Origin of the sequence: Bradyrhizobium sp. AZCC 2230 (genome assembly GCF_036924495.1) — a bacterium.
In the GTDB taxonomy this organism is placed as follows: domain Bacteria; phylum Pseudomonadota; class Alphaproteobacteria; order Rhizobiales; family Xanthobacteraceae; genus Bradyrhizobium; species Bradyrhizobium rifense.
Window position 1 is genome coordinate 1,413,217 of sequence record NZ_JAZHRS010000001.1, and the last position, 22,185, is coordinate 1,435,401.

At 63.4% G+C, this 22,185-nt stretch carries 21 protein-coding genes; 14 read left to right on the forward strand and 7 right to left on the reverse strand.

Annotated features, from left to right (window positions below; translation table 11 throughout):
* The 9 genes from V1280_RS06785 (at nucleotide 1) to V1280_RS06825 (ending at nucleotide 9,458) form a co-directional block, all read left to right on the forward strand.
* The gene (locus V1280_RS06785; RefSeq protein WP_334520773.1) at nucleotides 1-1,362 is read left to right on the forward strand and encodes an amidohydrolase family protein; all 1,362 of its coding nucleotides are present in this window, start codon (nucleotides 1-3) and stop codon (nucleotides 1,360-1,362) included.
* Between the two features lie 21 nt (nucleotides 1,363-1,383).
* A complete protein-coding gene (locus V1280_RS06790; RefSeq protein ID WP_334520776.1) occupies nucleotides 1,384-2,286 on the forward strand; it encodes an NAD(P)-dependent oxidoreductase in 903 nt (300 codons plus the stop codon).
* Nucleotides 2,287-2,301: 15 nt separating this feature from the next.
* Nucleotides 2,302-3,186 carry an intradiol ring-cleavage dioxygenase gene (locus V1280_RS06795; protein ID WP_334520779.1) on the forward strand — a complete coding sequence of 295 codons (885 nt, stop codon included), beginning with the start codon at nucleotides 2,302-2,304 and terminating at the stop codon, nucleotides 3,184-3,186.
* Between the two features lie 63 nt (nucleotides 3,187-3,249).
* Nucleotides 3,250-4,641 carry an FAD-linked oxidase C-terminal domain-containing protein gene (locus V1280_RS06800; protein ID WP_334520782.1) on the forward strand — a complete coding sequence of 464 codons (1,392 nt, stop codon included), beginning with the start codon at nucleotides 3,250-3,252 and terminating at the stop codon, nucleotides 4,639-4,641.
* Nucleotides 4,638-6,164, forward strand: a complete 1,527-nt coding sequence (locus V1280_RS06805) for a sugar ABC transporter ATP-binding protein (RefSeq protein ID WP_334520785.1) — start codon at nucleotides 4,638-4,640, stop codon at nucleotides 6,162-6,164. Before V1280_RS06800 ends, V1280_RS06805 begins: the two co-directional genes overlap by 4 nt.
* Nucleotides 6,157-7,107 (forward strand): ABC transporter permease, encoded by a 951-nt coding sequence (locus tag V1280_RS06810; RefSeq protein ID WP_334520788.1) that lies wholly within the window; start codon nucleotides 6,157-6,159, stop codon nucleotides 7,105-7,107. The genes V1280_RS06805 and V1280_RS06810 overlap by 8 nt, the downstream gene beginning before the upstream one ends.
* A complete protein-coding gene (locus V1280_RS06815) occupies nucleotides 7,104-8,078 on the forward strand; it encodes an ABC transporter permease (RefSeq protein WP_334520791.1) in 975 nt (324 codons plus the stop codon). The genes V1280_RS06810 and V1280_RS06815 overlap by 4 nt, the downstream gene beginning before the upstream one ends.
* A 47-nt stretch (nucleotides 8,079-8,125) precedes the next feature.
* Nucleotides 8,126-9,100: a sugar ABC transporter substrate-binding protein gene (locus V1280_RS06820; RefSeq protein ID WP_334520794.1), complete on the forward strand. Its 975-nt coding sequence runs from the start codon at nucleotides 8,126-8,128 to the stop codon at nucleotides 9,098-9,100.
* Between the two features lie 70 nt (nucleotides 9,101-9,170).
* On the forward strand, nucleotides 9,171-9,458 hold the full coding sequence (locus V1280_RS06825; RefSeq protein ID WP_334520797.1) for a YciI family protein: 288 nt from the start codon (nucleotides 9,171-9,173) through the stop codon (nucleotides 9,456-9,458).
* Nucleotides 9,459-9,924: 466 nt separating this feature from the next.
* Here the strand turns inward: V1280_RS06825 and V1280_RS06830 are convergent, their stop codons facing one another.
* Nucleotides 9,925-10,317, reverse strand: a complete 393-nt coding sequence (locus V1280_RS06830) for an NUDIX hydrolase (protein ID WP_334520799.1) — start codon at nucleotides 10,315-10,317, stop codon at nucleotides 9,925-9,927.
* Nucleotides 10,318-10,472: 155 nt separating this feature from the next.
* A complete protein-coding gene (locus tag V1280_RS06835) occupies nucleotides 10,473-11,588 on the reverse strand; it encodes an AI-2E family transporter (protein WP_442895113.1) in 1,116 nt (371 codons plus the stop codon).
* Nucleotides 11,589-11,850: 262 nt separating this feature from the next.
* Here V1280_RS06835 and V1280_RS06840 point away from each other — a divergent pair, with 262 nt between their 5' ends.
* A complete protein-coding gene (locus V1280_RS06840; protein ID WP_334520805.1) occupies nucleotides 11,851-12,078 on the forward strand; it encodes a hypothetical protein in 228 nt (75 codons plus the stop codon).
* 179 nt (nucleotides 12,079-12,257) lie between these two features.
* Here the strand turns inward: V1280_RS06840 and V1280_RS06845 are convergent, their stop codons facing one another.
* Nucleotides 12,258-15,257 carry an ATP-binding protein gene (locus tag V1280_RS06845; RefSeq protein WP_334520808.1) on the reverse strand — a complete coding sequence of 1,000 codons (3,000 nt, stop codon included), beginning with the start codon at nucleotides 15,255-15,257 and terminating at the stop codon, nucleotides 12,258-12,260.
* Between the two features lie 364 nt (nucleotides 15,258-15,621).
* Between V1280_RS06845 and V1280_RS06850 the strand changes: the two genes are divergently transcribed.
* The 4 genes from V1280_RS06850 to V1280_RS06865 all read left to right on the forward strand — a co-directional run bounded on the left by V1280_RS06850 (nucleotide 15,622) and on the right by V1280_RS06865 (nucleotide 18,758).
* Nucleotides 15,622-16,149, forward strand: coding sequence for a hypothetical protein (locus V1280_RS06850; protein WP_334520811.1), 528 nt, complete (start codon nucleotides 15,622-15,624; stop codon nucleotides 16,147-16,149).
* 30 nt (nucleotides 16,150-16,179) lie between these two features.
* Nucleotides 16,180-16,839, forward strand: coding sequence for an isochorismatase family cysteine hydrolase (locus tag V1280_RS06855; RefSeq protein ID WP_334520814.1), 660 nt, complete (start codon nucleotides 16,180-16,182; stop codon nucleotides 16,837-16,839).
* A gap of 94 nt (nucleotides 16,840-16,933) precedes the next feature.
* Nucleotides 16,934-17,911, forward strand: coding sequence for an ABC transporter substrate-binding protein (locus V1280_RS06860; RefSeq protein WP_334520817.1), 978 nt, complete (start codon nucleotides 16,934-16,936; stop codon nucleotides 17,909-17,911).
* A gap of 28 nt (nucleotides 17,912-17,939) precedes the next feature.
* Nucleotides 17,940-18,758 carry an enoyl-CoA hydratase/isomerase family protein gene (locus tag V1280_RS06865; RefSeq protein WP_334520820.1) on the forward strand — a complete coding sequence of 273 codons (819 nt, stop codon included), beginning with the start codon at nucleotides 17,940-17,942 and terminating at the stop codon, nucleotides 18,756-18,758.
* Nucleotides 18,759-19,028: 270 nt separating this feature from the next.
* Here V1280_RS06865 and V1280_RS06870 read toward each other — a convergent pair whose 3' ends face one another.
* The 4 genes from V1280_RS06870 to V1280_RS06885 form a co-directional block, all read right to left on the reverse strand.
* The gene (locus tag V1280_RS06870) at nucleotides 19,029-19,808 is read right to left on the reverse strand and encodes a DJ-1/PfpI family protein (RefSeq protein ID WP_334520823.1); all 780 of its coding nucleotides are present in this window, start codon (nucleotides 19,806-19,808) and stop codon (nucleotides 19,029-19,031) included.
* A gap of 261 nt (nucleotides 19,809-20,069) precedes the next feature.
* Nucleotides 20,070-21,110: a Cj0069 family protein gene (locus V1280_RS06875; RefSeq protein ID WP_334520826.1), complete on the reverse strand. Its 1,041-nt coding sequence runs from the start codon at nucleotides 21,108-21,110 to the stop codon at nucleotides 20,070-20,072.
* 33 nt (nucleotides 21,111-21,143) lie between these two features.
* A complete protein-coding gene (locus tag V1280_RS06880) occupies nucleotides 21,144-21,374 on the reverse strand; it encodes a hypothetical protein (RefSeq protein ID WP_334520829.1) in 231 nt (76 codons plus the stop codon).
* A gap of 206 nt (nucleotides 21,375-21,580) precedes the next feature.
* Complete coding sequence (locus tag V1280_RS06885; RefSeq protein ID WP_334520832.1) at nucleotides 21,581-21,841, reverse strand: DUF1127 domain-containing protein; 261 nt, start codon at nucleotides 21,839-21,841, stop codon at nucleotides 21,581-21,583.
* Nucleotides 21,842-22,185: the final 344 nt, after the last annotated feature.

Below are 22,185 nucleotides of genomic sequence, written 5' to 3' on the forward strand. Positions count from 1 at the left end.
ATGCGGCGCACCCTCATCCAGTCAGCAACGATCATCAGCATGGACGCTTCGATCGGCGATCTCCGTGCCGGCGACGTGCTGGTGGAGAATGGGCGGATCGCCGAGGTGCGTCCCGGCATCGACGCGGCTGATGCCGAGATCGTCGATGGCCGCGGCCGCATCGTCATCCCCGGGCTCATCAACGCGCATATGCACACCTGGCAGACGGCGTTGCGCGGATATGCTGCGAACTGGACGCTGCTCGAATATTTCCGTCGCATGCATGCCGGGCTCGCGACCTTGTTCGCCCCCGACGACATCTATATCGCGACCCTCGTCGGCGCGCTGAACCAGATCAATTGCGGCGCCACCACGCTGGTCGACTGGTGCCACAACAACCCGACGCCGGCCCATACCGACGCGGCCGTGCGCGGCCTGATCGAGAGCGGCATCCGCGCCGCCTTCTTCCACGGCTCGCCGAAGCCTGAGCCGAAGCCGGGCGAGCCGCATTTCTCGGAAGTGCCGCATCCCCGCCGCGAGGTCGAGCGGTTGCTCGCCGGCCCCCTCGCCGACCGCGACGGCCTGGTCACGCTTGGGCTTGCCATCCTCGGCCCGCATTATTCGACGCTCGACGTATCCGTGCATGACTTTCGGCTGGCGCGGGAGCTCGGCCTGATCGCCTCGATGCATCAGGGCGGTGGTCCCGCGAAAACGCAAGGCGGCTGGGAGAAGCTGATCGAGGCCGGCCTCGTCGGCCACCACGTCAACATCGTCCACGGCAACGATTTGCCCGATGATCTCCTGCAAAGGCTGATCGATCTCGGCGTCACCTTCTCGGTAACGCCGGAGAACGAGATGATCCAGGGCCATGGCTTTCCGATCACTGGACGGCTGCTCAAGCGCGGCGTCCGACCCACCGTCGGCATCGACCTGGAATCCGTGCTGGCCGGCGATCTCTTCTCCGCCACCCGCGTCGCGCTGTCGATGCAGCGCGCCCTCGACAATGCAGAGTCGCGCAAGAGCGAGGGCACGATCCCTGCGACGACCACGATCCCGGCGCGCGAGGCGCTGGCCTGGATCACCACCGAAGGCGCCCGCATGCTCGGCCGCGAGAACCAGATCGGCTCGTTGACGCCGGGGAAACTCGCCGATCTCGTGATCATCAATGCCGACGATCTCAATCTGTTTCCGGTCCACGACCCCGTCGCCACCGTGGTGATGCAGACGAGCCTCGCCAATATCGAGGCGGTCATGATCGGAGGCCGCTGGAAGAAGCGGAACGGACAGTTGCTGGTCGACGGTCTCGCGCAGAAGAAAGAACTGCTCGAACGCTCCGGCCAGAGGCTGGTACGGGATATCGAACGACAAGGGCACGCCGCGTGATGCGGCCGACGGACAACAACAATGACTGACACAAGCAAACAGGTCGCCTTCATCGGCATCGGCAAGATGGGCCTGCCGATGTCGCTACTCGTCGCCAAGGCCGGCTACAGCGTCATGGCATTCGACCAGAGCGCGGCACGGCTCAGCGAGGCGCGCGAGCACGGCATTGCTGCCGCGGGCTCGCCCACTGAAGCCGTCAACGGCCGGCCTGTGGTCATCACATCGCTCCCCGACGACGCCGCCTTGCGCGCGGTGTTGCTCGGCCCGACCGGGCTGATCGGCGCAATGGCGCCGAAGGCGGTGCTGATCGAGACCAGCACGGTCAGCGCCGAGGCCTCCGCCGAAGTCGATGCCGCCGCACAGGCCCGCGGGATCGCCTATCTGCGTGCGCCGGTCTCCGGCAATGCCAGCATCGTGCACACAGGCGCGCTGAGCTGTTTCGTCTCGGGACCGAAGGACACCTTCGAAAACGCAAAACCGCTGTTTGCGAGTTTTACCCGCGCCCAGACCTATCTCGGCGCGAGCGAGGAAGCACGCTACGCAAAACTCGCGGTCAATCTCATGATCGCGGTCTCGGCCGCAATGATGGCCGAGAGCCTGGCGCTGGCGCGCAAGGGCGGCATCGGCTGGCAGGACATTCTGAAGGTGCTGGACGAGAGTGCCGTCGCCTCTCCGATGGTGAAATACAAGACCGCGCCGCTGCGCACCCGTGACTTCGTGTCGAGCTTCTCCTGCAAGCAGATGGCCAAGGATCTCGACCTCATCCTCGGCGCCGGCCATGCCGTCGGCGTGCCGCTGCAGCTCGCAGCACAGGTGCGCGAGACCTACGGCGCGCTGGTCGCGCAAGGCAACGGCGAGACCGACTTCATCGCGACCGTGAAGCATCTCGAACGCTTGTCGGGCCTTGACGAGCCCAAACTCTGATCGACGGAGGCGAATGTGCGTAATTTCAGCGAGACCAACATCACCGATGCCGTGCTCGAGCGCATCGCCGGCGCAAGCGATCCCCGCATCAAGCAGGTCAGCGAATCCCTGGTGCGGCACCTCCACGCCTTCGTGCGCGAGATCCGGCCGACCCAGAAGGAATGGGAATACGGCATCGATTTCCTGACCCGCACCGGCCACATGTGCGACGACAAGCGCCAGGAGTTCATCCTGCTGTCGGATACGCTCGGCGTCTCCATGCTGGTCGATGCCATCAACCATCCGGTGCCCGAAGGCGCGACCGAGACCACCGTGTTGGGTCCGTTCTTCGTCCAGGCCGCACCGGAGAAGCAGAACGGCGACGATATCTCCGGCGCCATGGAAGGCGATCCCATGATCGTCACCGGCTCGGTCTCGACCGTCGACGGGCGGCCCCTCGTGGGCGCCGTGGTCGACGTCTGGCATTCCGACAATGACGGCTATTACGACGTGCAGCAGCTCGACGAGATCGGTGATCTCGCGATGCGCGCCCGCTTCCACACCGACGCCAACGGCCGCTTCCATTTCTGGTCGATCAAGCCAGCCGCCTATCCGGTCCCGCATGACGGCCCGGTCGGCGACATGCTGGAGGCGCAGGGGCGTCATCCCTGGCGCCCGGCGCATGTGCATTTCATGATCTCGGCGCCCGGCTTCGAGCAGCTCGTGACGCATGTGTTCGTGGCCGGCGACAAATATCTCGACTCTGACGTCGTGTTCGGCGTCAAGGACAGCCTGATCCACGACTTCGAGCGCCGCCCGGCCGGCCGTGCGCCGGATGGTCGCATGGTGGACAGCGCTTACTTCCATCTCAACTATGATTTCGGCCTGAAGCAGGCCGCAAGCAACGCGCAGGCGGCATAAGCCGAACGTCGAATCGACGGACTGACAACAGTCCGCGACAAGGACGGATAACAGGGAGAGACGATGGGACCGCGGGTCAACAGTGCCGCTTTGGCTGAACGCCTCGAGAGCGTGATCGGTCCGCGCGCGACCATCGCGCGCGGCGTGCTCGACCAGCATGGCCAGAGCGAATCCTATTATCGCGCCCTGCCCCCGGACATCGTCGTCTATCCCGAGACGACTGCGGAAGTCGTCGAGATCGTCAAGCTCTGTGCCGGCGCTGATATGCCGATCGTGCCGTTCGGCGCAGGCACCTCGCTCGAGGGCAACGCATCCTCGGTCGAAGGTGGCGTCTGCATCGACTTCGCACGGATGAACAAGGTGCTGACGGTCCACGACAGCGACATGAATGTCGTGGTCCAGCCCGGCATCACCCGCAAGCAGCTCAATGCGGAGCTGCGCAGCACCGGATTGTTCTTCCCGATCGATCCCGGCGCGGATGCCTCGATCGGCGGCATGACTTCGACGCGAGCATCGGGCACCATGGCGGTGCGCTACGGCACCATGAAGGACAACGTCATGGCGCTGGAAGTGGTGCTCGCCGACGGTCGCGTGATCCGCACGGCCCGCCGGGCCCGCAAATCAGCGGCGGGCTATGATCTAACGCGGCTGTTCGTCGGCGCCGAAGGCACGCTTGGCGTCATCACCGAGGTCACGCTGAAACTGCATCCGCTGCCCCAGGCGATCTCGGCGGCGGTGTGCAGCTTCGACACCCTGCATAACGCGGTCGATACCGCGATCGGCATCATCCAGGCCGCCATTCCGGTCGCCCGCGTCGAGCTGCTCGACGACGTCATGATGCGCGGCATCAATGCCTACGCAAAGCTCGGCTATCGCGAGGCGCCAACGCTGTTCTTCGAATTCCACGGCTCGGAGAGCGCCGTGGCCGAACAGGCCGAGCTGGCGCAGGCCATCGCCGCCGAACACGGCGGCCGCGGCTTTGAATGGGCCAGGGCGCCGGAGGACCGCAGCCGGCTCTGGCACGCCCGTGACAACACGCTCTATGCCGGCCCGGGCTTGCGGCCCGGCGCGCGCGCCGTCATCACCGATGTCTGCGTGCCGATCTCGCGGCTCGCCGAATGCCTGACCGACACCCGCCAGGACGCCGACCAACACGGCTTCACCGCGCCCATTGTCGGCCATGTCGGCGACGGCAATTTCCACATGCTGATCCTGGTCGATCCCAAAAAGCCCGAGGAGATCGACGGCGCCAAGGCGCTGCAGGCCCGCATGGTCGCCCGCGCCATCGCCATGGACGGCACCTGCACCGGCGAGCATGGCATCGGACTCGGCAAGATCGGCTACCTCACCGACGAGCTCGGCGACGCAGTCGACGTGATGCGATCGATCAAGACCGCGCTCGATCCCGAGGGGCTAATGAACCCCGGCAAGATCTTCGCGGGAGCACAACCATGAACGCGCCCGTGATCGTTCCTGGCGAGACTGCCGCAACGCCACTGCTCGAGCTGCGCGGCATCAGCAAGACATTTCCCGGCGTCAAGGCGCTGGACGACGTGTCCTTTGCGCTCTACGCCGGCGAAGTCCACATGCTGCTCGGCGAGAACGGCGCTGGCAAGTCGAGCCTGATGAAGGTTCTTTGCGGCGCTTACCAGGCCGATGCCGGAGAATTCTTCTACAAAGGCGAGAAGGTCACGATTGCGTCCACCGCGGACGCGCAAAAACTCGGCATTGCCGTGATCTTCCAGGAGTTCTCGCTCGTCCCCTATCTCGACATCGCCCAGAACATCTTCCTCGGCCGCGAGCCGAAGGGCCGCATTCCCGGCACCATCGACCGCCGCAAGATCCTGGCCGATGCCAAGCGCCTGCTCGACACGATCGGCTTCGACATCGACCCGTCCGTCGTGGTCAACACGCTCGGCGTCGCCCAGCAGCAGATGGTCGAGATCGCCAAAGCCATCAGCCAGAATGCGCGCATCCTGGTGATGGACGAACCGACCGCCGCGCTGTCCGACCGTGAGACCGAGCTCCTGTTCGCGCTGATCGCGCGGCTGAAGGCTGACGGGGTCTCCATCGTCTATATCTCACACCGCATGGCCGAAGTGTTTTCGCTCGGCGATCGCATCACGGTGCTGCGCGACGGCCGCCGCATCGACGGCGTGCGCCCGGCCGACGTCACGCCCGACCAGCTGGTCCGCATGATGGTCGGCCGCACCGTCGACATGACTTATCCGCGCAATTTTGCCGACAAGCCCGGCGAGCTGCTGCTTCAGGTCAAGGGACTGACCTCGCCGAGCGGAATCTCCGACATCAACATCGAGGTGCGCCGCGGCGAGATCGTCGGCCTCTGCGGCCTGGTCGGATCCGGCCGCAGCGAGGTCGCGCGCGCGATCTTCGGCGCCGATCAGGTCACCTCGGGTGAGATCGTGTTCGACGGCAAGCCGATCTCCGGCGAGCCTGATATCGCCGCCCGCCGCGGCATCGCGCTGATCCCGGAGAGCCGCAAGAGCGAGGGGCTCGCGCTGCTGCGTTCGGTCGGCGATAATCTCGTGGTCTCGGCCTTGCGAAAGCTGTTCCCGAGCGGGCTGTTCGATCCGCGCAGCGGCCGGCGCACCGCCGACGGCCTGATCCGGCAGCTGCGTATCGCCACGCCAAGCGCGCGCCAGACCGTTGGCCTCTTGTCCGGCGGCAACCAGCAGAAGGTCGTGATCGGCAAATGGCTGGCGGCCGGCGCAAAGCTCTTCATCTTCGACGAGCCGACGCGTGGCATCGATGTCGGCGCCAAGTCCGAGATCTTTGCGCTGATCGACCGGCTGGTCGCCGAAGGCGCAGCCGCCCTGATGATCTCGTCCGAGCAGGTCGAGATCTGCCATGTCTGCGACCGCGCCTATGTGATGCGCGAGGGCCGCGTCGCCGGGCATCTGGCACGCAACGAGCTGACTGAGGAGAACATCGTGCGATTGGGGATGCATCATGCGTGAGGCCGCGGTCGTATCTCAACCCAATCCGCTGCAGCGCATTCCCGGCGTCGCCATCGTGCTCGGCGCTTTGATCGTGCTGTTCGGCGCGATCGCACCCGGCTTCCTCACGCCGGCCAATCTCTCCAACGTGCTGGTGCAGTCGACCATCCTGACCATGCTGGCGCTGCCGATGACGCTGATCATCATGACCGAGGGGCTCGACCTCTCGATGGGCGCGGTGCTGACGCTGACCTCGCTCTGCGTCGCCATCGTCTCGCTCGCAACTCAGTCGATGCTGCTCGGCCTCGGTGCCGGCGTGCTGGTCGGCGCGGCCTTCGGCATCGTCAATGGCTGGCTGGTCGCGATCCTGGGCATTCCGCCCTTCGTCGCCACGCTCGGTACCCTCGGCATGGCGCAGGGCCTGTCGCTGATCGTCTCCGACGGCCAGAGCGTGGTCGGCATTCCCCACAGCGTCCGCGACATCTACTCCGCAACCTTGCTCGGCATTCCCGTGCCGATCGTGATCGCGCTTTTGACTTACGCCGCCTTTCACGGCCTGCTCTATCACACCCGCTTCGGCAGCTATGTGTTCGCACTCGGCGGCAATCGCGAGGCGCTCCGCTACGCCGGCCTCTCGCCCAACAAGCTCCTGATCGCGGTCTACGCGATCGGCGGCACCATGGCCGGCATCGCAGGCCTCTTGATGACCGCCCGGATGAATTCGGGCCATCCGACCGCGGGCCTCGGGCTCGAATTCGATGCGATCGCGGCAGTCGCGGTCGGCGGCACCTCGTTCGAGCGCGGCAATGGCTGGTTGCTCGGCACCCTCCTTGGCGTCATCGCCGTCGGCGTGCTGCGCAACGGCCTGAACCTGATCTCGCTGCCCTCTTCGGTGCAGGTCGCAAGCGTCGGCGTCCTCGTCATCGTCGCGCTGTTCCTCGACGGCCTGCGGAGCCGGACATGAGCGATATCACCAAGGAGGCCCTGTCGCCGCCACGTTCGTTCCTGTCCCAGGACGCGATCCAGCTGTTCTATCGGCTGCTCGCCGTGTTCCTGATCTGCGCCGTGCTGGCGGTGCTGAACGATTCCTTCCTCAGCCTCGGCAACATCCTCAACGTGCTGCGCCAGGCGAGCCTCACCTTCTTCATCGCCTCGGGCCTGACGCTGGTGGTGCTCACCGCAGGACTCGATCTCTCGGTCGGCGCCAATGTCGCGCTGTCGGCTTGCGTCGCCGGGACGGTGATCCACACCACGGGATCGCCTGTTCTCGGCATCCTGACCGGGCTTGCCTGCGGCGGCATCGTTGGCCTCCTCAACGGCATCATGGTGACGGCGCTGCGCATCCCCTCCTTCATCGCCACCTACGGCATGCTCTGGGTGCTGAACGGACTGACTTACTGGTACATGGCGGGCGAGACGCTGCACGGCTTTCCGGCCGGCTTCCGCCAGATCGGCAGCGGCTATCTGTTCGGGCTGCCGATCCCGGTCTACCTGCTGCTGGTGTTCCTCGGGATCGGAACCGTGTTTGCCCAGCGCACCATCTGGGGCCAGGAAATCTATGCGATCGGCGCCAATCCGGTCGCCGCCCGCCTCTCCGGCATTCCCGTTACGCGGCGCCTTCTGCTGGTCTACGCCGTCTCCGGCACCATGGCCGGGCTCGCCTCGATCATCTTCCTGTCCCGGCTCAACTCCGCGGAGGCCGACATCGGCGAAAGCCTGACCTTGCCCGCGATCGCGGCCGTGCTGATCGGCGGCACATCGCTGTTCGGCGGCGTCGGCACTGTGTTCGGCACCTTCATCGGCGCGCTGATCCTGACCTTGGTGCTGAACGGCATGAACCTGTTGTCAGTCAGCGCCAATTGGCAGCCGCTGGTCACCGGCATCATCGTCATTCTCGCGGTCTGGCTCGACATGAAGACCCGCCGCCGGACGTAACGAGTTTCTAGGCAAGCCAACAAAGCAAAATGGGGATGGAGACGAACATGAAACAGAGACTGGGCTATCTCGCACTGCCGCTCGTGATGGCGGCCGCGTTCACGACGCAGGCGCGCGCCGACGGCGAGACCATTGCCGTGTTCACCAAGAACCAGACCAACCCGTTCTTCCAGACGGTGCGGGTCGGCGCCGACAACATGGCCAAGACCCTGAACGCCAAGACGCTGCAGTACATTCCGACCAAGCCGGACTCGATCCCCGAACAGCTCAGCCAGATCGAGGACGTCGTGGTGAAGAAGCCGAGCGCGATCGTGTTCACGCCGGTCGACTACAAGGCGATGGTGCCTGGCGTCGAGAAGATCAACGACGCCAAAATCCCCGTCGTCAACATCACCGACCGCTCCGCCGGCGGCAAATTCCTCTCCTTCGTCGGCGCCGACGATTACAGCCTTGGGCTCGAGACCGCGCGCTTCCTGCTCAAGACGCTCGGCGGCAAGGGCAACATCGTCATCATCGAAGGCGTCAAGGGCTCGCTGACCAATGTCGATCGCGTCCGCGGCTTCAACGACGCACTGAAGGAAAGTTCGGGCGCCAAGCTGCTGGCCTCGCAGCCCGGCAACTACCAGCGGCTCCAGGCGCTCCAGGTGATGGAAAACCTGATGCAGTCGAATGCGCAGATCGACGGCGTGCTCGCCGCCAACGACGCCATGGCGGTCGGCGCCATCGAGGCACTCGATGGTGCTAACCGCAAGGCCCAGGTGATCGGCATCAACGGCACCAAGGAGGCGATCGACGCCATCAAGTCCGGCAAGCTGCTCGCGAGCGGAGATTACAACGGCTTTTTCCAGGGCTGTCTCGGTACCATGATGGCGATCCGCTCGTTGCGCGGCGAGCCTGTGATCGCCGAGATCGTGCTGAAGCCGACGGTCATCACCAAGGACAATTACCAGCCCTTCGACCAGCCGCTCGAGCAGCGCACCTGCCCGACCTACGAAGAGGCCGGCAAGCTCGGCGCGAAGTAGTCGCGCCTGGTTCCGATCACATCATGGGACGGCTGGCGACACAGCCGTCCCCAAGAAGACTGGAGACATCATGCTGTTTGCCATCCATGCCATCGACCGCACCGGCGCACTGCCGACGCGGCTTGCCAATTACGACGCCCACAAGGCCTTCCTCGGCGACACCTCGCGCTTCGGCATCAAGATCGTGATGTCGGGACCGCTGGTCGCCGACGACGGCGCCACCATGATCGGCAGCCTGTTCCTGATCGAGGCGCCCGGCCGCGCCGAGGTCGAGGCCTTCAATCACGCCGATCCGTTCGCAGCGGCCGGCATCTGGGAGAAGGTCACGATCACCGGGTTTCTGCGGCGACAGGGCTGAGAGATAAGACTGACGGACAAGGCTGAGCAATCCGGTACGCCCGCAAACGCAAAAAACCCCGGTGCGTGTGGCACCGGGGTGTTTCAAAGAAAATGGATTTGGTAAAGCAATGACGTCTCTATAGCAGCCCTCTCGGCGGCAGTTTGTGAACTGGTTCACACATGTCGCGAGGAATGATCGGACGATTTGTCACACCCTGCGCGGCTAAAGCGGAATGGCCTTAGATTGAATCGAGTTTGCCCCACGGCAGCGCTCTCTCCGTTCCCTCCCCCCTTGTGGGGCAGGGACAGGGAGGGGGGTGCCACACGGGGATTCTTTCCGTCGCGCTCGCGCTCGCTGCATCATCGACAACTGGCACCGTTTCCTGGACCACCCCTCTCCCTAACCCTCCCCCACAAGGGCCCCACAAGGGGGGAGGGAACGCACCTCCGTCGGGGCGCTGGTCGAGGCTCATCCCATCGCGCGGCTAGCTCCGCCGCGACTTCCTCGGAAACAGGCGATCGCGGATGTAGCGCGAGGTGGCGGTCAGACGAATCCCGCGCGGCTTCTGCCAGGCGGCGCGGTCGAGCTCCTTCTTGTCGCCGATCGCCAGGCGCCCCTTGGCGTTCTTGGCGATGAAGATCGCATCGCTCATCTTGCGCCCGGAGCGCTTGTTCTTGGCCGTCACTTCCTTCCAGAGGCTGATCCGGCCGAGCTTCAGCTTGGGCAATTCCTCCTTGATCTCGCGGCGCAGGCAGTCCTTGTCGGACTCGCGCGCGCGCTTTCGGCCGCCAGGGAACATCCACAGGCCGTCCGACCGTCGCCTGACCAACAGAACCTTGCCGCGCCTGGCGGCCACCAGCTTGGAAGACTTCGCCATTACAACTGTCGTCAACTGAAAATAGAATCGCGCCATGGTAACTTGTCTATTTCATTAGACAAGTTGGCGACCGCCCCGGATACCGTCGGCTCCGATCGTTGTCCACACGCCTGCGAGGTCCGGCAAACGTCCCGGCAACCCACCGGGCTGCCCCGCTAGCGAACCTCGTCGGCTGGCGGGATCGCAGTCGGCTTCGCAGCCGCGGCCCGGTCCTCGGTCCGGATCCACGCCGCCGCCATCTCCCACGCCACCGACAGGATGATCGGCCCGATGAACAGGCCGACGATGCCGTGGGCGAGCGTGCCGCCGATCACGCCGACGAAGATCACGATGGTCGGCGTGTTGAGCCCGCGCCCCATCACGAGCGGCTTCAGCATGGTGTCGAGGAAGCCGACAAGGACGAAAAACACGGTGAACACCAGCGCCGTGGTGACGTCCTTGGCGGTCCATATCCAGATGATGACAGGCAGCAGCACCAGGAAGGCGCCGATTTGCACGATCGAAAGGAGCAGGACGATGAAGGCGAGCAGGCCCGCGCTCGGCACGGCTGCGAGCTTGAAGCCGATGCCGGCAAGCAGCGCCTGCACGATGGCGACGCCGATCACGCCTTGCGCCACGGCGCGAATGGTGGCGCCGCCGAGCTCGAGAAAATGCTCGCCCTGCTCCGGCACGATGCGCGACAGGAAACCGCGCCCGGCCGCAACCAGCCGCGGCCCGTGCGGAAACAGGAAGCCGGCCACGAACACCGAGACCAGGAACTGGAGCGTGCCGAGACTGGCATCGCCTGCGAGCGACAACAGCGGTCCCGCCAGCGGCTGCAGATAGGGCGCGACCTCGCGCAGCACCGCGCGGATGTTGTTGTAGGCCTGGTCCCACAGGTCGAACAGCGTCGGGCCAATCACCGGCCAAGATTTGATCGCCTCCGGCGCCGACTGGAGCGCGAGGTCGCCGGTGCCGAGCTCATGCGCCAGCTCCCTGCCCCCGTCCACGGCACTCACGCCGAGCCATGTGGCCGGGCCGAGGACGATGCCGAGCGTGATCAGGGTAAGGATCGCAGCCGCGGTCTTGGGCCGGCCGCCGAGGACCTTGGAGACCCAGCTGAAGGCCGGATAGAACGCGACCGCGAGCACGCCGCTCCAGGCCAGGATCGGGATGAACGGCCGGATGATGTAGAGCGTCCACAGGATCAGCAGCGCCAACAGGCCGAGGCGGATTACGAGCTGGATGACGTCCTCGCCCGTCAGGAGCTGACGCAGACTTTTCACAGGCACGGCTTTCCTTGCGACATCAACGCGGGTTCCGGCACTTGCGCGGGCTAGGGTTATTGCCAGCCAAGAGCCGGGCGTCAAGACGACGGAACCCGCGCCCCGCCCCCGGGCGAACCCCCGGCACACCGGGAACATCCTGCAATATCCGCGGCCGGAGCCCGGTTTGGCTAACGACGATTAACCGGATTTCAGCCGGCCGATTTACGCCGATGCAAAGGCCCGCACTTACGCTAGGCCTCGAGGTCCCAAACAGAATTGCGGTGCAATGGCCAACAGTCTCTGGACGATCGAAGAATTCACCTGCCCCGGTTGCAGCATGAACTACACCGCGACAAGGGAAGAGCACGCCGAGCCGCACGCCGGTAGCTTCAAATGCAACATCTGCAGCGGCGTGGTGCACTCCTGGTCGGGGAAGCATCATTTCTTCGGCTGGTCGGCCGTGAAGACCAAGCCGCCGGTGTTCGGCCGGCGCTGGGCGGGAGTGGGGTGGTAGGCTCGCGCGGCTGGCAAATTTGGCCGAGCCTGATCGCCACGGGATTTGCGCGGCCAGAACTGCGCCATGTACGTACAACCCGGCGGCATCGTGTGGCTGGTGACTAAGTCCGCTTTGCTCCCATAACGACCAAGTTCGTGCGGCAGCTCAGTATCTCGCGATGGCGCCAACTCCGGACATCAAACCAGGGTCCTGAGCAAATCTGCCGCAACTTTCAGGTCGGCCGTTTCGAAGCCTTCCGTGAAGCGGCCGTATGATCGCTGGAGCAATGCTCTGGCGCCTATCCGATCTCCCGTACTAGCCATCAGCTCAGCGAGATCGGTGGCAGTCCTCAACGCCCAAGAACCAGCCTGCTGTTCGCGGGCCAAGTCAAGCGATTGCTGAAAGCAGGCTTTTACCTCTTCGCAGCGCGATGCGGAAAGCGCGCCAAGCAGCTTGCCCTTCAAGCGTATCAGCTCGGGCATCTGAAAGAACTCACCACTCGCGTTGACCCGCTCGATCGTCGCGTTGACGAGAGCAACGCCCTCGTTCGGCTGTCCCAGTGAAAGCAAGCCAAGCGCGAGTTCCATATTAAACTCGGTGGTGAGCAACTCGTGGCGTGCGGCGTGGATGGGCTTCAGGCCTGTCCGCAAATCATCGACGCCCTGCTGCAAATTTCCTCGGCGGATTTTTAGTTCGGCCTTGCGGCACCGTCCGATTGCCATCAGCGGGCCCATGGAGTTTGCTTCGGCGAGCGAATAGGAGCGATCGACGTAGTGCTGGGCGTCATCGAGGTCACCGCGCCAGAGAAAGACCGTGCCAGCCCCGGCAAGCACCAGAGCAAGCGCCGCGGAATGTCCTGTGGCTTCGGAAGCCTTGACCGCCTCCCTTGCGTGATCCGCCGCCTGATCCGGATAACCGTGCAGCCAGAGCGTCCGGGCCAGCGCCATGATCGACCGATAATGCGGATCGTAGCCCAACAGAACCGAGCCTTGCCGGGCATGCGACAGAATTCCCATCAGGGATTCGAGTTCACGGCGCGAGCCCGCGAAATCGCCCGAAAACTGCAACGCCATGCCGAGTTCGGAGTGGGCGAGCGCCTTGATCGCGAGATCTCCGGATCTCTCGGCCAGGGCGTGGCAACGCCTAGCGTAGTCGAGCAATATCCTAAAATGCGCACTACGCCCGTGGAAGATGTATTGCATGTTGAGCAATCCAGCCTGGTAAGCCGTATCTCCCCTAGCCTCCGCAATGGCGAGGCTCCTGTTGAGTGCGTCATTGACGGCGTCGCTCTCCCCGTACATCTGCGACGAAGAGACCCCGAGGCCCGCCTGGAGACGCATTTCATCGGAGCTTCCGAAAGCAGCAGCATCGAGCGCGATCAAGCCGCGTTGGGACCAGCGGTGACACTCGGCCAGCAAGGACATCGCCAGGAAGACATCGACGGCTGCGGCGGCAAGCTGAATGCCGAGCTTGATGTCTCCGTCCTCGCCGAAACACCAATCGAGCGCGGCGCGCACATTGTTCATGCTGCCGAAATGCGAGGCCCGCTCCGCCCCCGTCGAGAAGATGGCCCAGTCGCGTCCGCGCTGCTCCAGCCAATCCCGGTAGTAGGCCGCGTGCCGGACGGCAAGGTCCCGGGCTTCGTCGTCGGCGATCCGAATGTCGCGGGCATACGCGCGCGTGGTATCGAGGAGCCGATAGCTCATCACGATCCCGACCGGGCGGGTCGCGATCATCGACTTCGCGATGAGGCTGTCAATCGCGCCGAGGACGTCACTTTGGCCGACGTCCCGTCCGCATACGGCGGTGACCGCGTCGAGCGTGAAGTGTCCGACGAAGACAGCGAGCCTGCGGAGAACGATCCGCTCGATATCGGAGAGAAGACCAAAACTCCAGTCCAGCGTCGCGTGCAGCGTCCTCTGCCGGGGCGGGGCGCTCCTCGACCCGAGCCAGGAGAGCGCAAGCCGCTGGTCGAGCAATTCGGCCGTTCCATGCACCCCGTAGCTCTCGACGCGGCGGGCCGCGAGCTCGATGGCCAGCGCCACGCCGTCAAGCCTGCGGCACATGCTGGCGACAACGGGTGCCTCGTCATCGCTGAAATCCAGCTGCGCGCCACTCGCGCGGGCACGCTCGACGAAGAGTTGGACTGCCGGAAATGTCCGGACGATTTCGGCCGTCAGCTCCGTGCCGTCGGGCGGACAGGCCAGCGTGTCCAGCCGGTAGACGTTCTCTCCATCGGTTTGCAGCGCTTCGCGACTCGTCGCCAGAATATAGACGTTGGGTGCGGCCGCGAACACAGACGATGCGAACGCAGCGACGGGCGCGACCAGATGTTCGCAGGTGTCGAGAATCAGAAGTATCCGCTTGTCTCTCAGGTAAGCGGCAATGTTGGGTGTCGCGTCGCTGGATTGCACCGACAGGCCGAGCAGCGATGCCACCACCGTTCCCACCAGGGTTGGATCGCTGACCATGCTGAGATCGACGAACAATAGTGCACCATCAAAGCTCCTCATCAGACGGTGCCCAACCGCGATCGCAAGCGTCGTCTTGCCGACGCCGCCGGCGCCTACGATGGTCACGAAGCGTGTTGCCATCAGCCGCGCCGGTATCTCCTCGATCTCGACCTCGCGATCGATCATCGGCAGACGCACCGGCAAATTGGCCTGCTGAAAAGAAGTTGCATCACTCGCGGGTGGCGCTTGACCGGATGAACGAGCGATTTGCGCCACGAAAGTATAGCCGCGCCCGGACGAGGTCACGATGTAGCGATTGCCTTCACTGCCCTCACCGAGCGCCTTGCGAAGGTTGGTGATGTGAAAGCGCAAGGCGCCCTCTTCGACCACGAGACCCGGCCATACCTGCCGTAGCAGTTCGGCCTTGCTGATCAGCTCGTTGGGGCGCGATAGCAGCGCCACCAAGAGATCGTAGGCCCGTCCCCCGAGTTCGACCTGCTCGCTGTTCCTGGTCAGCACGCGCTCGGTCAGATTGAGACGGAAAGGACCGAACGACACGATCTCCGTGTTCTGCACTGTCGACATTGATTGGCGCTGTTCTTGATGTGCCGCAGAGATTCGGGCGATTACGAAAAGATTGGCGTCTTGGGGATCGTGATATCCGATCCCGAGAGCAAAAAGTAGTGCTGCGGCGCCATAGCCGACATGAACGCCTGCTCCCAGGCGAGCCAGGTTGCCGAACACTTTCGCCTTGAAAGCCAATAACTTGTGAAATCACCAAGGGCCGCATCAGCGCCGTTTGGTCGGGACAGGCGGACTGCAACATCCGACGAAGACCACTGCTCCTAACAAAAACTCGCAGCGCCCTAACGCTTGGCCTTCCGGCCGCAAATGAGGCCTGGTCGGTCCGCTATTTGCTGGTCTCGCGCGGCGCCGCGCCGGCTAACGATCCATAACAATCGATAACGAGCAAATTTCGATCGTCCGCACCAAGGTATGTGCAGGACGAACGGCCGATCGATCTGCGACAGCGTCACGCGGATCACAACACGTGGCCGCGACGTCTCGCAGACAGCAACGGCGCACAACGCAACAAGGAGACCGAGCCATGACCAGCAACCAGATCGTCGATTCCAGCTTCACCGCCATCATCAACGCGCCGATCGACCGGATCGACATTCCGACATGGTGCTTCAACCTGTCCGAACGCGACTATCAGGGCTGTTCGCCGGCGCACATCGCCGCGGGCTTCACGACGGCGCCGGACGGCAAGCGGATGTCGATCAACGTCGAAACCATCGGCGGTAGCCTGATGGTGCAGCACTACGTCGAGACCCTCGGCGAAAAGGGCCATCTGATCCTCGATTCGACCTCCGACGTGTTCACGCCGACCGGGCGCACCACCATTCACGTGACCTGGGAGTTGAGCGTCAAGGAGATCGAGCCGGGCAAGTGCGAGTTCACCAACCGCGTCCGCTCGCACGCCACCGACGAATTCATGGCGTTCATCGGCAAGCAGGGCATTCCGTTCGACCTGTTCCGCGCGCAGCGCCAACCCGCCTCGATCGCACACAATCAGAGCGAAACGCCGGAGTTCGCGGCCAGCATCGAGCGTGCCGCGCTCAGGAACAACTGACACGACGGCACCGTCGCAACGGAGAGTCACATGACACATCTTTCGTACGACAAGAACGACACCGCCCTCCTGGTGGTCGATCCCTACAACGACTTCATCTCGGAGGGCGGCAAAATCTGGCCCCGGATCAAGGCGGTGGCCGAAGCGAACGATTGCGTTCCGCACATGCAGCAGGTGCTGCATGCTGCGCGGATCGCAGAGCTCCGGGTGTTCTATGCGATGCATCACCGCTATCGCGCCGGCGACTATGAGTCCTGGAAGTACGTCGCCCCCATCCAACGCAAAGCGTGGAACAGCCGAACCTTCGAGTTCGGCACCTGGGGCGGCGAGTTCCGCGCCGAGTTCGTGCCGGAGCCCGGTGAGATCGTCGCCAGCGAACACTGGTGCTCGAGCGGTTTTGCCAACACCGATCTCGATCTCCAGCTCAAGCGGCACGGCATCCAGCGCCTAATCGTCATCGGGATGATCGCGCACACCTGCATCGAGGCGACCGTCCGTTTTGCCGCCGAGCTTGGCTACGACGTCACGGTCGTCAGGGACGCCGTCGCCGATTACTCCGAGGAGATGATGCACGCCGCGCTGGAGATCAACATGCCGAACTACGCCAGCGCGATCGTGACGACCACCGAGGTCGTTAGGGCCATCTCGGACAGCATTTTCGCAGCGACAGCTGACGAGTTGGCCGATTGATGGATCGGATCGGCGCCTCCGGGCGCCGGTCCCGTGCAGCGGACTTCGCCAAGACATCCTCGTCTAGAGCAAAGGGAGCCAGGGAGTTCTGATCATGAAGCGTCGAGATTTTCTGAAGGTCCTGGCCTCAGTCGCGGTTTGGCCCCCATGTTCGAGGGAGGCATGCCGCAAGCCCATCATCGGCTTTCTGAGCAGCCGCTCGCGCAACGACTCCGGCCGCACCCTTGCCGGGTTTTGCAAGGGATTGGCCGAAGCCGGCTATACCGATGGCCTGAATGTCGAGATCGACTATCGCTGGGCCGACGGTGACTACGAGAAGCTTCCCGCATTGGCGGCTGACATCGTCAAACAGAACCTAACCGTGCTCATTGCTGCCGGAGGCGAACCCTCCGCGATGGCGGCGAAGGCTGCATCAGCCGGCATCCCAATCGTCTTTTCGGTCGGAGGCGATCCAATAAAGAGCGGCCTCGTGAGCAGCCTGAACCGACCTGGCGGCAACATGACCGGCGTAACCTTTCTCGCCACGGAGTTGGAGGCAAAGCGCCTGTCGCTGTTGCACGAGATCGCGCCACGCGCCAAGCGGATCGGTGTCCTCATCGATGGCAATTTCGAACAGGCGCCGATGCAGATCGAGGAAGTCACCCAGGCCGCGCGCGAGATCCGCCGCTCTGCGGCGATCGTCCATGCCAGCACTGACGACGAACTCATAGAGGCGTTCGACCGGCTGAGAACTGCCCGCGCGGACGCGCTACTGGTCTGCTCGGCGCCGTTCTTCGACACCCGGCGGCAGCGCATTATTACGTATGAAAAACAGCGAAGAATTCCGGCGATCTATCAGTTCCGGGACTATCCCGCCCAGGGCGGTCTGATGAGCTATGGGATCTGCTCGCCCGATGGATACCGTCAGATTGGTCTCTATGCTGGTGCGATCCTCAGGGGCACTCCACCATCCGAACTTCCCGTCGTCCAACCGACAACCTTCGAATTTGTCATTAACCTCAGCACGGCCGCCGCTACTGGAATCGAAATTCCCGGAGGCCTCCTTGCTCGCGCCGACGACGTCATCTCGTAGGTCTTCCTCACAACAGCCGGAGTTTGCCATGCCCCAAATCACCCTCGAAAGACCGTCCGCGGGCCTGTGGATCGCGACCTTCAGCAATCCGCCCATCAACTTGATCGATCCGGACACGATCGGCGAGCTGCAGGATTTACTCTCTGCAATGGAAACGGATTCGAACATAAAGGTGGTTGTTTTCCGCAGCGCAGATCCGGATTTCTTCCTGGCACATTGGGATGTCCTTGCCGACAAGGCGAAGGTTGCCGCGATGCCACCGGGGCCAACCGGGATGCACCCGTGGATCGACGTGCTCGTGCGATTGTCACGCGCGCCGGTCGCCTCCATCGCCGAAATTCGCGGTCGCGCACGCGGAGCGGGGAGCGAGTTTGTTCTCGCCTGTGACATGCGCTTTGCCAGTCGCGAGCGGGCAATTCTCGGGCAATTCGAAGTCGGCATAGGGGCGGTCCCCGGCGGGAATCCCATGGCCCGGCTCGCCGGGCTAATGGGGCGAGGCCGCGGCCTGGAAGTCATTCTCGGGGCGGACGATTTTTCCGCAGACCGCGCCGAGCAGTACGGCTATGTCAACCGCGCCTTACCCGACGAGGAGATTGAGGCATTCGTCGATGGTTTTGCGCGCCGTCTGGCCTCATTCGAAAAGCACGCTCTGGCTGGTGCCAAGGCTCTCATGAACGAAGTCACGCTCCCGCCCGATGCCGTGTTTCAACATGCGCTGGCGGCATTCTTCGAATCTGCAGCCCAACCGAGTACACGGGCGCGCGGGGCATCGCTGATCATGCGCGGGCTTCAAACCCGGTCCGATACCGAACTGCAACTCGGACACGCGGTGGCGGAATCATCTTGAGGGACACAACCAGAGCATCGCCAATACCCCGAGCGCTCCAGATATCGAGATTATCGCGCCTGTGTCGGCGAGGAGTCGCTCAGAATGCAACTGTACTGTAGCCTCGGGCTGAATTGGAAACGCTTCATGCATCCAGCGCGACCCCGCGGCGGATTTCTCCGCGCCGGTGTTACGAATTTTTCGATGATGTCGCGATACCGATTTGTTTGATCGTCATTTGACCTGGTCAGGGTGGCACGATGCTCAGCTCGGCGGTCGTTGAGTTTGAGACTAAATTCCCAATCTCTCTTTGGCCATCTCGGCCTCTTTTCGAGCCGCCTCAATGAGAGGTGCGCGGCGTTGGAGTATCTCGCGGGTCAGCGCCGGACCAGCACTCTCCGGGCTGCCAGCGTCGAAAGGCGGCTTTGGATCGTATTCGATCAACAGCTGTATCCGCTTGGCCGTGTCCTCGTTAGAGAGCCGGGCCGCAAGTGTCAGTCCAAAGTCGATCCCGGAGGTAACGCCTCCAGCAGTGAGCCGATTGCGGTCCTCGACGACCCGCTCTGCCCTGAGAGTAGCGCCCATCAGCGGCAGCAGGTCGCGCACATACCAATGTGACGTTGCCTGATATCCTCGGAGCAAGCCGGCAGCGGCCAGGACCAATGATCCGGTACAAACGCTTGTCACGTACCGCGCGCGAGGACCACGCGACGCGAGGAATCCGATGACGTCCTCGTCCTTCATACAGGCAATGGATCCCCCGAGGCCACCCGGGACGAACAGGACATCCAGCTCCGCGGGACAAGTGTCAAATGTATCGGTCGCGGGCAGCGCGATGCCGACATCGGTCGCGACCGGGCTCTTATCTTTCCAAACCAGCCTGACGTCGGCCTGAAGGATCGAAAAGACGGTTTGCGGCCCAACCAGATCCTGCAAGATCATACCGGGATAGATCAGCATGCCGATCTTGGGCTTTGCTACCTCCGCCGCTTCGGCTGGCGATACTGCTCCAACGATCGACGATAAAAGCGGTAGCGCGCCAAGTGCGATACCAAAATCACGACGGTTCATGGTGCCTCCGGAGGTTTGCTCGCTCGCGCCTGTTTGTGTTGATCTGCATCATGTCGTGACCAAGCCTCAGCCGTCACGATATTTCGGGTACACGTCTCGTTCAATCCTTTCGCCTTCCAGCGGACCTGACGACTCGGCAGGCGACAATTGTTCCTTGATCATGGCATTCCTCCACCGGCATGAAAAAACCCGCGGCGGACTTCTCCGCGCGGGTGTTACGAATTTTTCGATGATGCCAGTTTGCCAGTGTTTTGCCCGCCGTTAGACTCCCCTTCCCTGCAATTGAAGCCGATCGGCAACCCGCTTGGCGATCTCCGCCGGCGCCTCGCCCGGGTAGGGATGGACCGAGCTGACGTTGATTTCGCCGAGCACGTAGCTGTCGCTCCCGTCGGCCTGGACAGGGCCGAGCATGAAATCGGCATCCCAGATCACGGGCAGGTCATCTCGCGCGATATCCAGCAACGAGGTTAGCTGTGGCGTCCACTCGTCCTCCATCAGCCGGCGCAGCCGTTGGAAGCGCGGGTCTGCGTTGGACGTGTAGAGCCGTGGCCCAGCCTCAGAACGGGCGGCCGGTGACTCGATCAGGGCTTTGACTTTATGGTGGCCGAAGCCCGCACAGCGATCGCCTGCCATGTAGCAGCGGACCACGCCCTCGCTCAGGCGAGGCTGGAACGGCTGGTCGATGACGCTGCCGTTTTCGAAATACTCCGCGCAGCGACGGAGAAAATCATCCAGCGTCAGTTCCTCGGACGCATCCTTGGTCGCGTCGAGCACCCTTATCTTGGGGGAAGTCGACAGCTTCTCGACCTTCCAGACGCCTTGGCCGCCGTTACCTCGGTTGCGCTTGATCACGCGCGGGCCGGAGGTGAGCCGGTCAGGCAGCTCAGCGTGCATCGCCTCGGCGGTTTGATACAGCGCCGTGTCTGATCCCCAGCCCATCGAACGGGTTCGATAGAGGACTTCTTTAGTGCCCATCTTGAGGATGACGTCCGGATGGGCGCTGACCCACACGCCCTGCGCGGCAACGTCACGCAGCAGGGCATCGAGACCGGCGCGGTTTCGGCCGTCTTGAATCGGGTTGACCCAGACGAGCACGCCGTCCACTGCGAGCAGTTGTTCGCGGACCGCGTCGGCGAAGCATTCGTCGTAGATCGCCCGGCGCGCTTCAATGCCGACGGCGGCAAGCGCTTCGAAAACGTCGACGAAGCGGCTGTTCTTGATAGTCGTGTCTCGACGCGCGGCGGCATCTCCTCGCGAGAGGATAGCGACCTTGGAACGAGGAGAGTGTTGTTCGGTGCCCATTTGCAGATCCATCGCTATCTGGAGGTAGTGCCTTTAATTGCCGGTCGTCGGTATTGTCTTGATCGAAATCTGATCGAACCGGGTGACGCTGTCGGCCTTGGTCCACAGGCCGACACCGCCGGTGCTGGTCTGCTCGATCGCACGTCCCGACGGGGCCGTCGGGTCCGACACGACTGTCCATGCTCCATCCGGGCCCTGACCGGTCCGTGCGAAGAAGAAACCTGTCGGCGGCGATCCGAGGTTCATGCGATCGATGGCAATCATGGGCGTTGATCCTGTTTCAGCAAGGGCGGTCGCTGCTATGCTCGCATGGAGGCACGCGCCGACAGCTGCCGGCACGACCCATTGTTTTCGGATAGGGTGCCCTTCGACCTTTGCCGGGGGTCTGGAGCGATGGCCGATCCGCGGAGATTGTGAGACCGCCGCACGACGACAGCCGCAGCCGCTGAGCGAGTGCGAATCATGCACATTCATCGGCTATCGCGCCAAGCGTCCAAATACAGGGAGGACCGTCGTACCTCTTCCACGACCGTCCTCGACAGGCCAAGGTCGCCGAGCAACCGGTCGTCTAATTCGAGAAGCTCACCGTATTGGCGGCGTCGTTCGAACCACAGGACCATTCCGACTAACGGCGCCAGCACGAATTTCCAAAACCATCTAGGATTCGGAACGGCGGGTACAACTGCGTGGCATGTATTGGTCGGACCGCGGGCGGCGCTGCTGCAAGTCATGTTTCACCTCCGTAATGGAGCGAAACAACGCTTGGCTCGAGAGCTCTTCAGGCGGTTGTCAAAGGCCCGAAGCTCGTTTCTATCATACGCGCGATTGGTCCACAAGCGAGAGTGGTCGAGCTTCGGGCACGGTCGATCTTTCCAAAGAGTTCGAGGCTGGTCCGTAGCCCGGCGATCAATGGACCGACGCCAAGCCTGGCGATCGTGCCGATAGCAACTTGAGAAACCTGCCGAAGTGTTGCGTACCTTTCGAAGTCCTTGGATCTTTTGTCACTCTCGCTCGGCCCGTCGACATCGAACAGAGGCTGGTTGACAGTGCACCCTTCAGGGTTTTTATTGCGCCC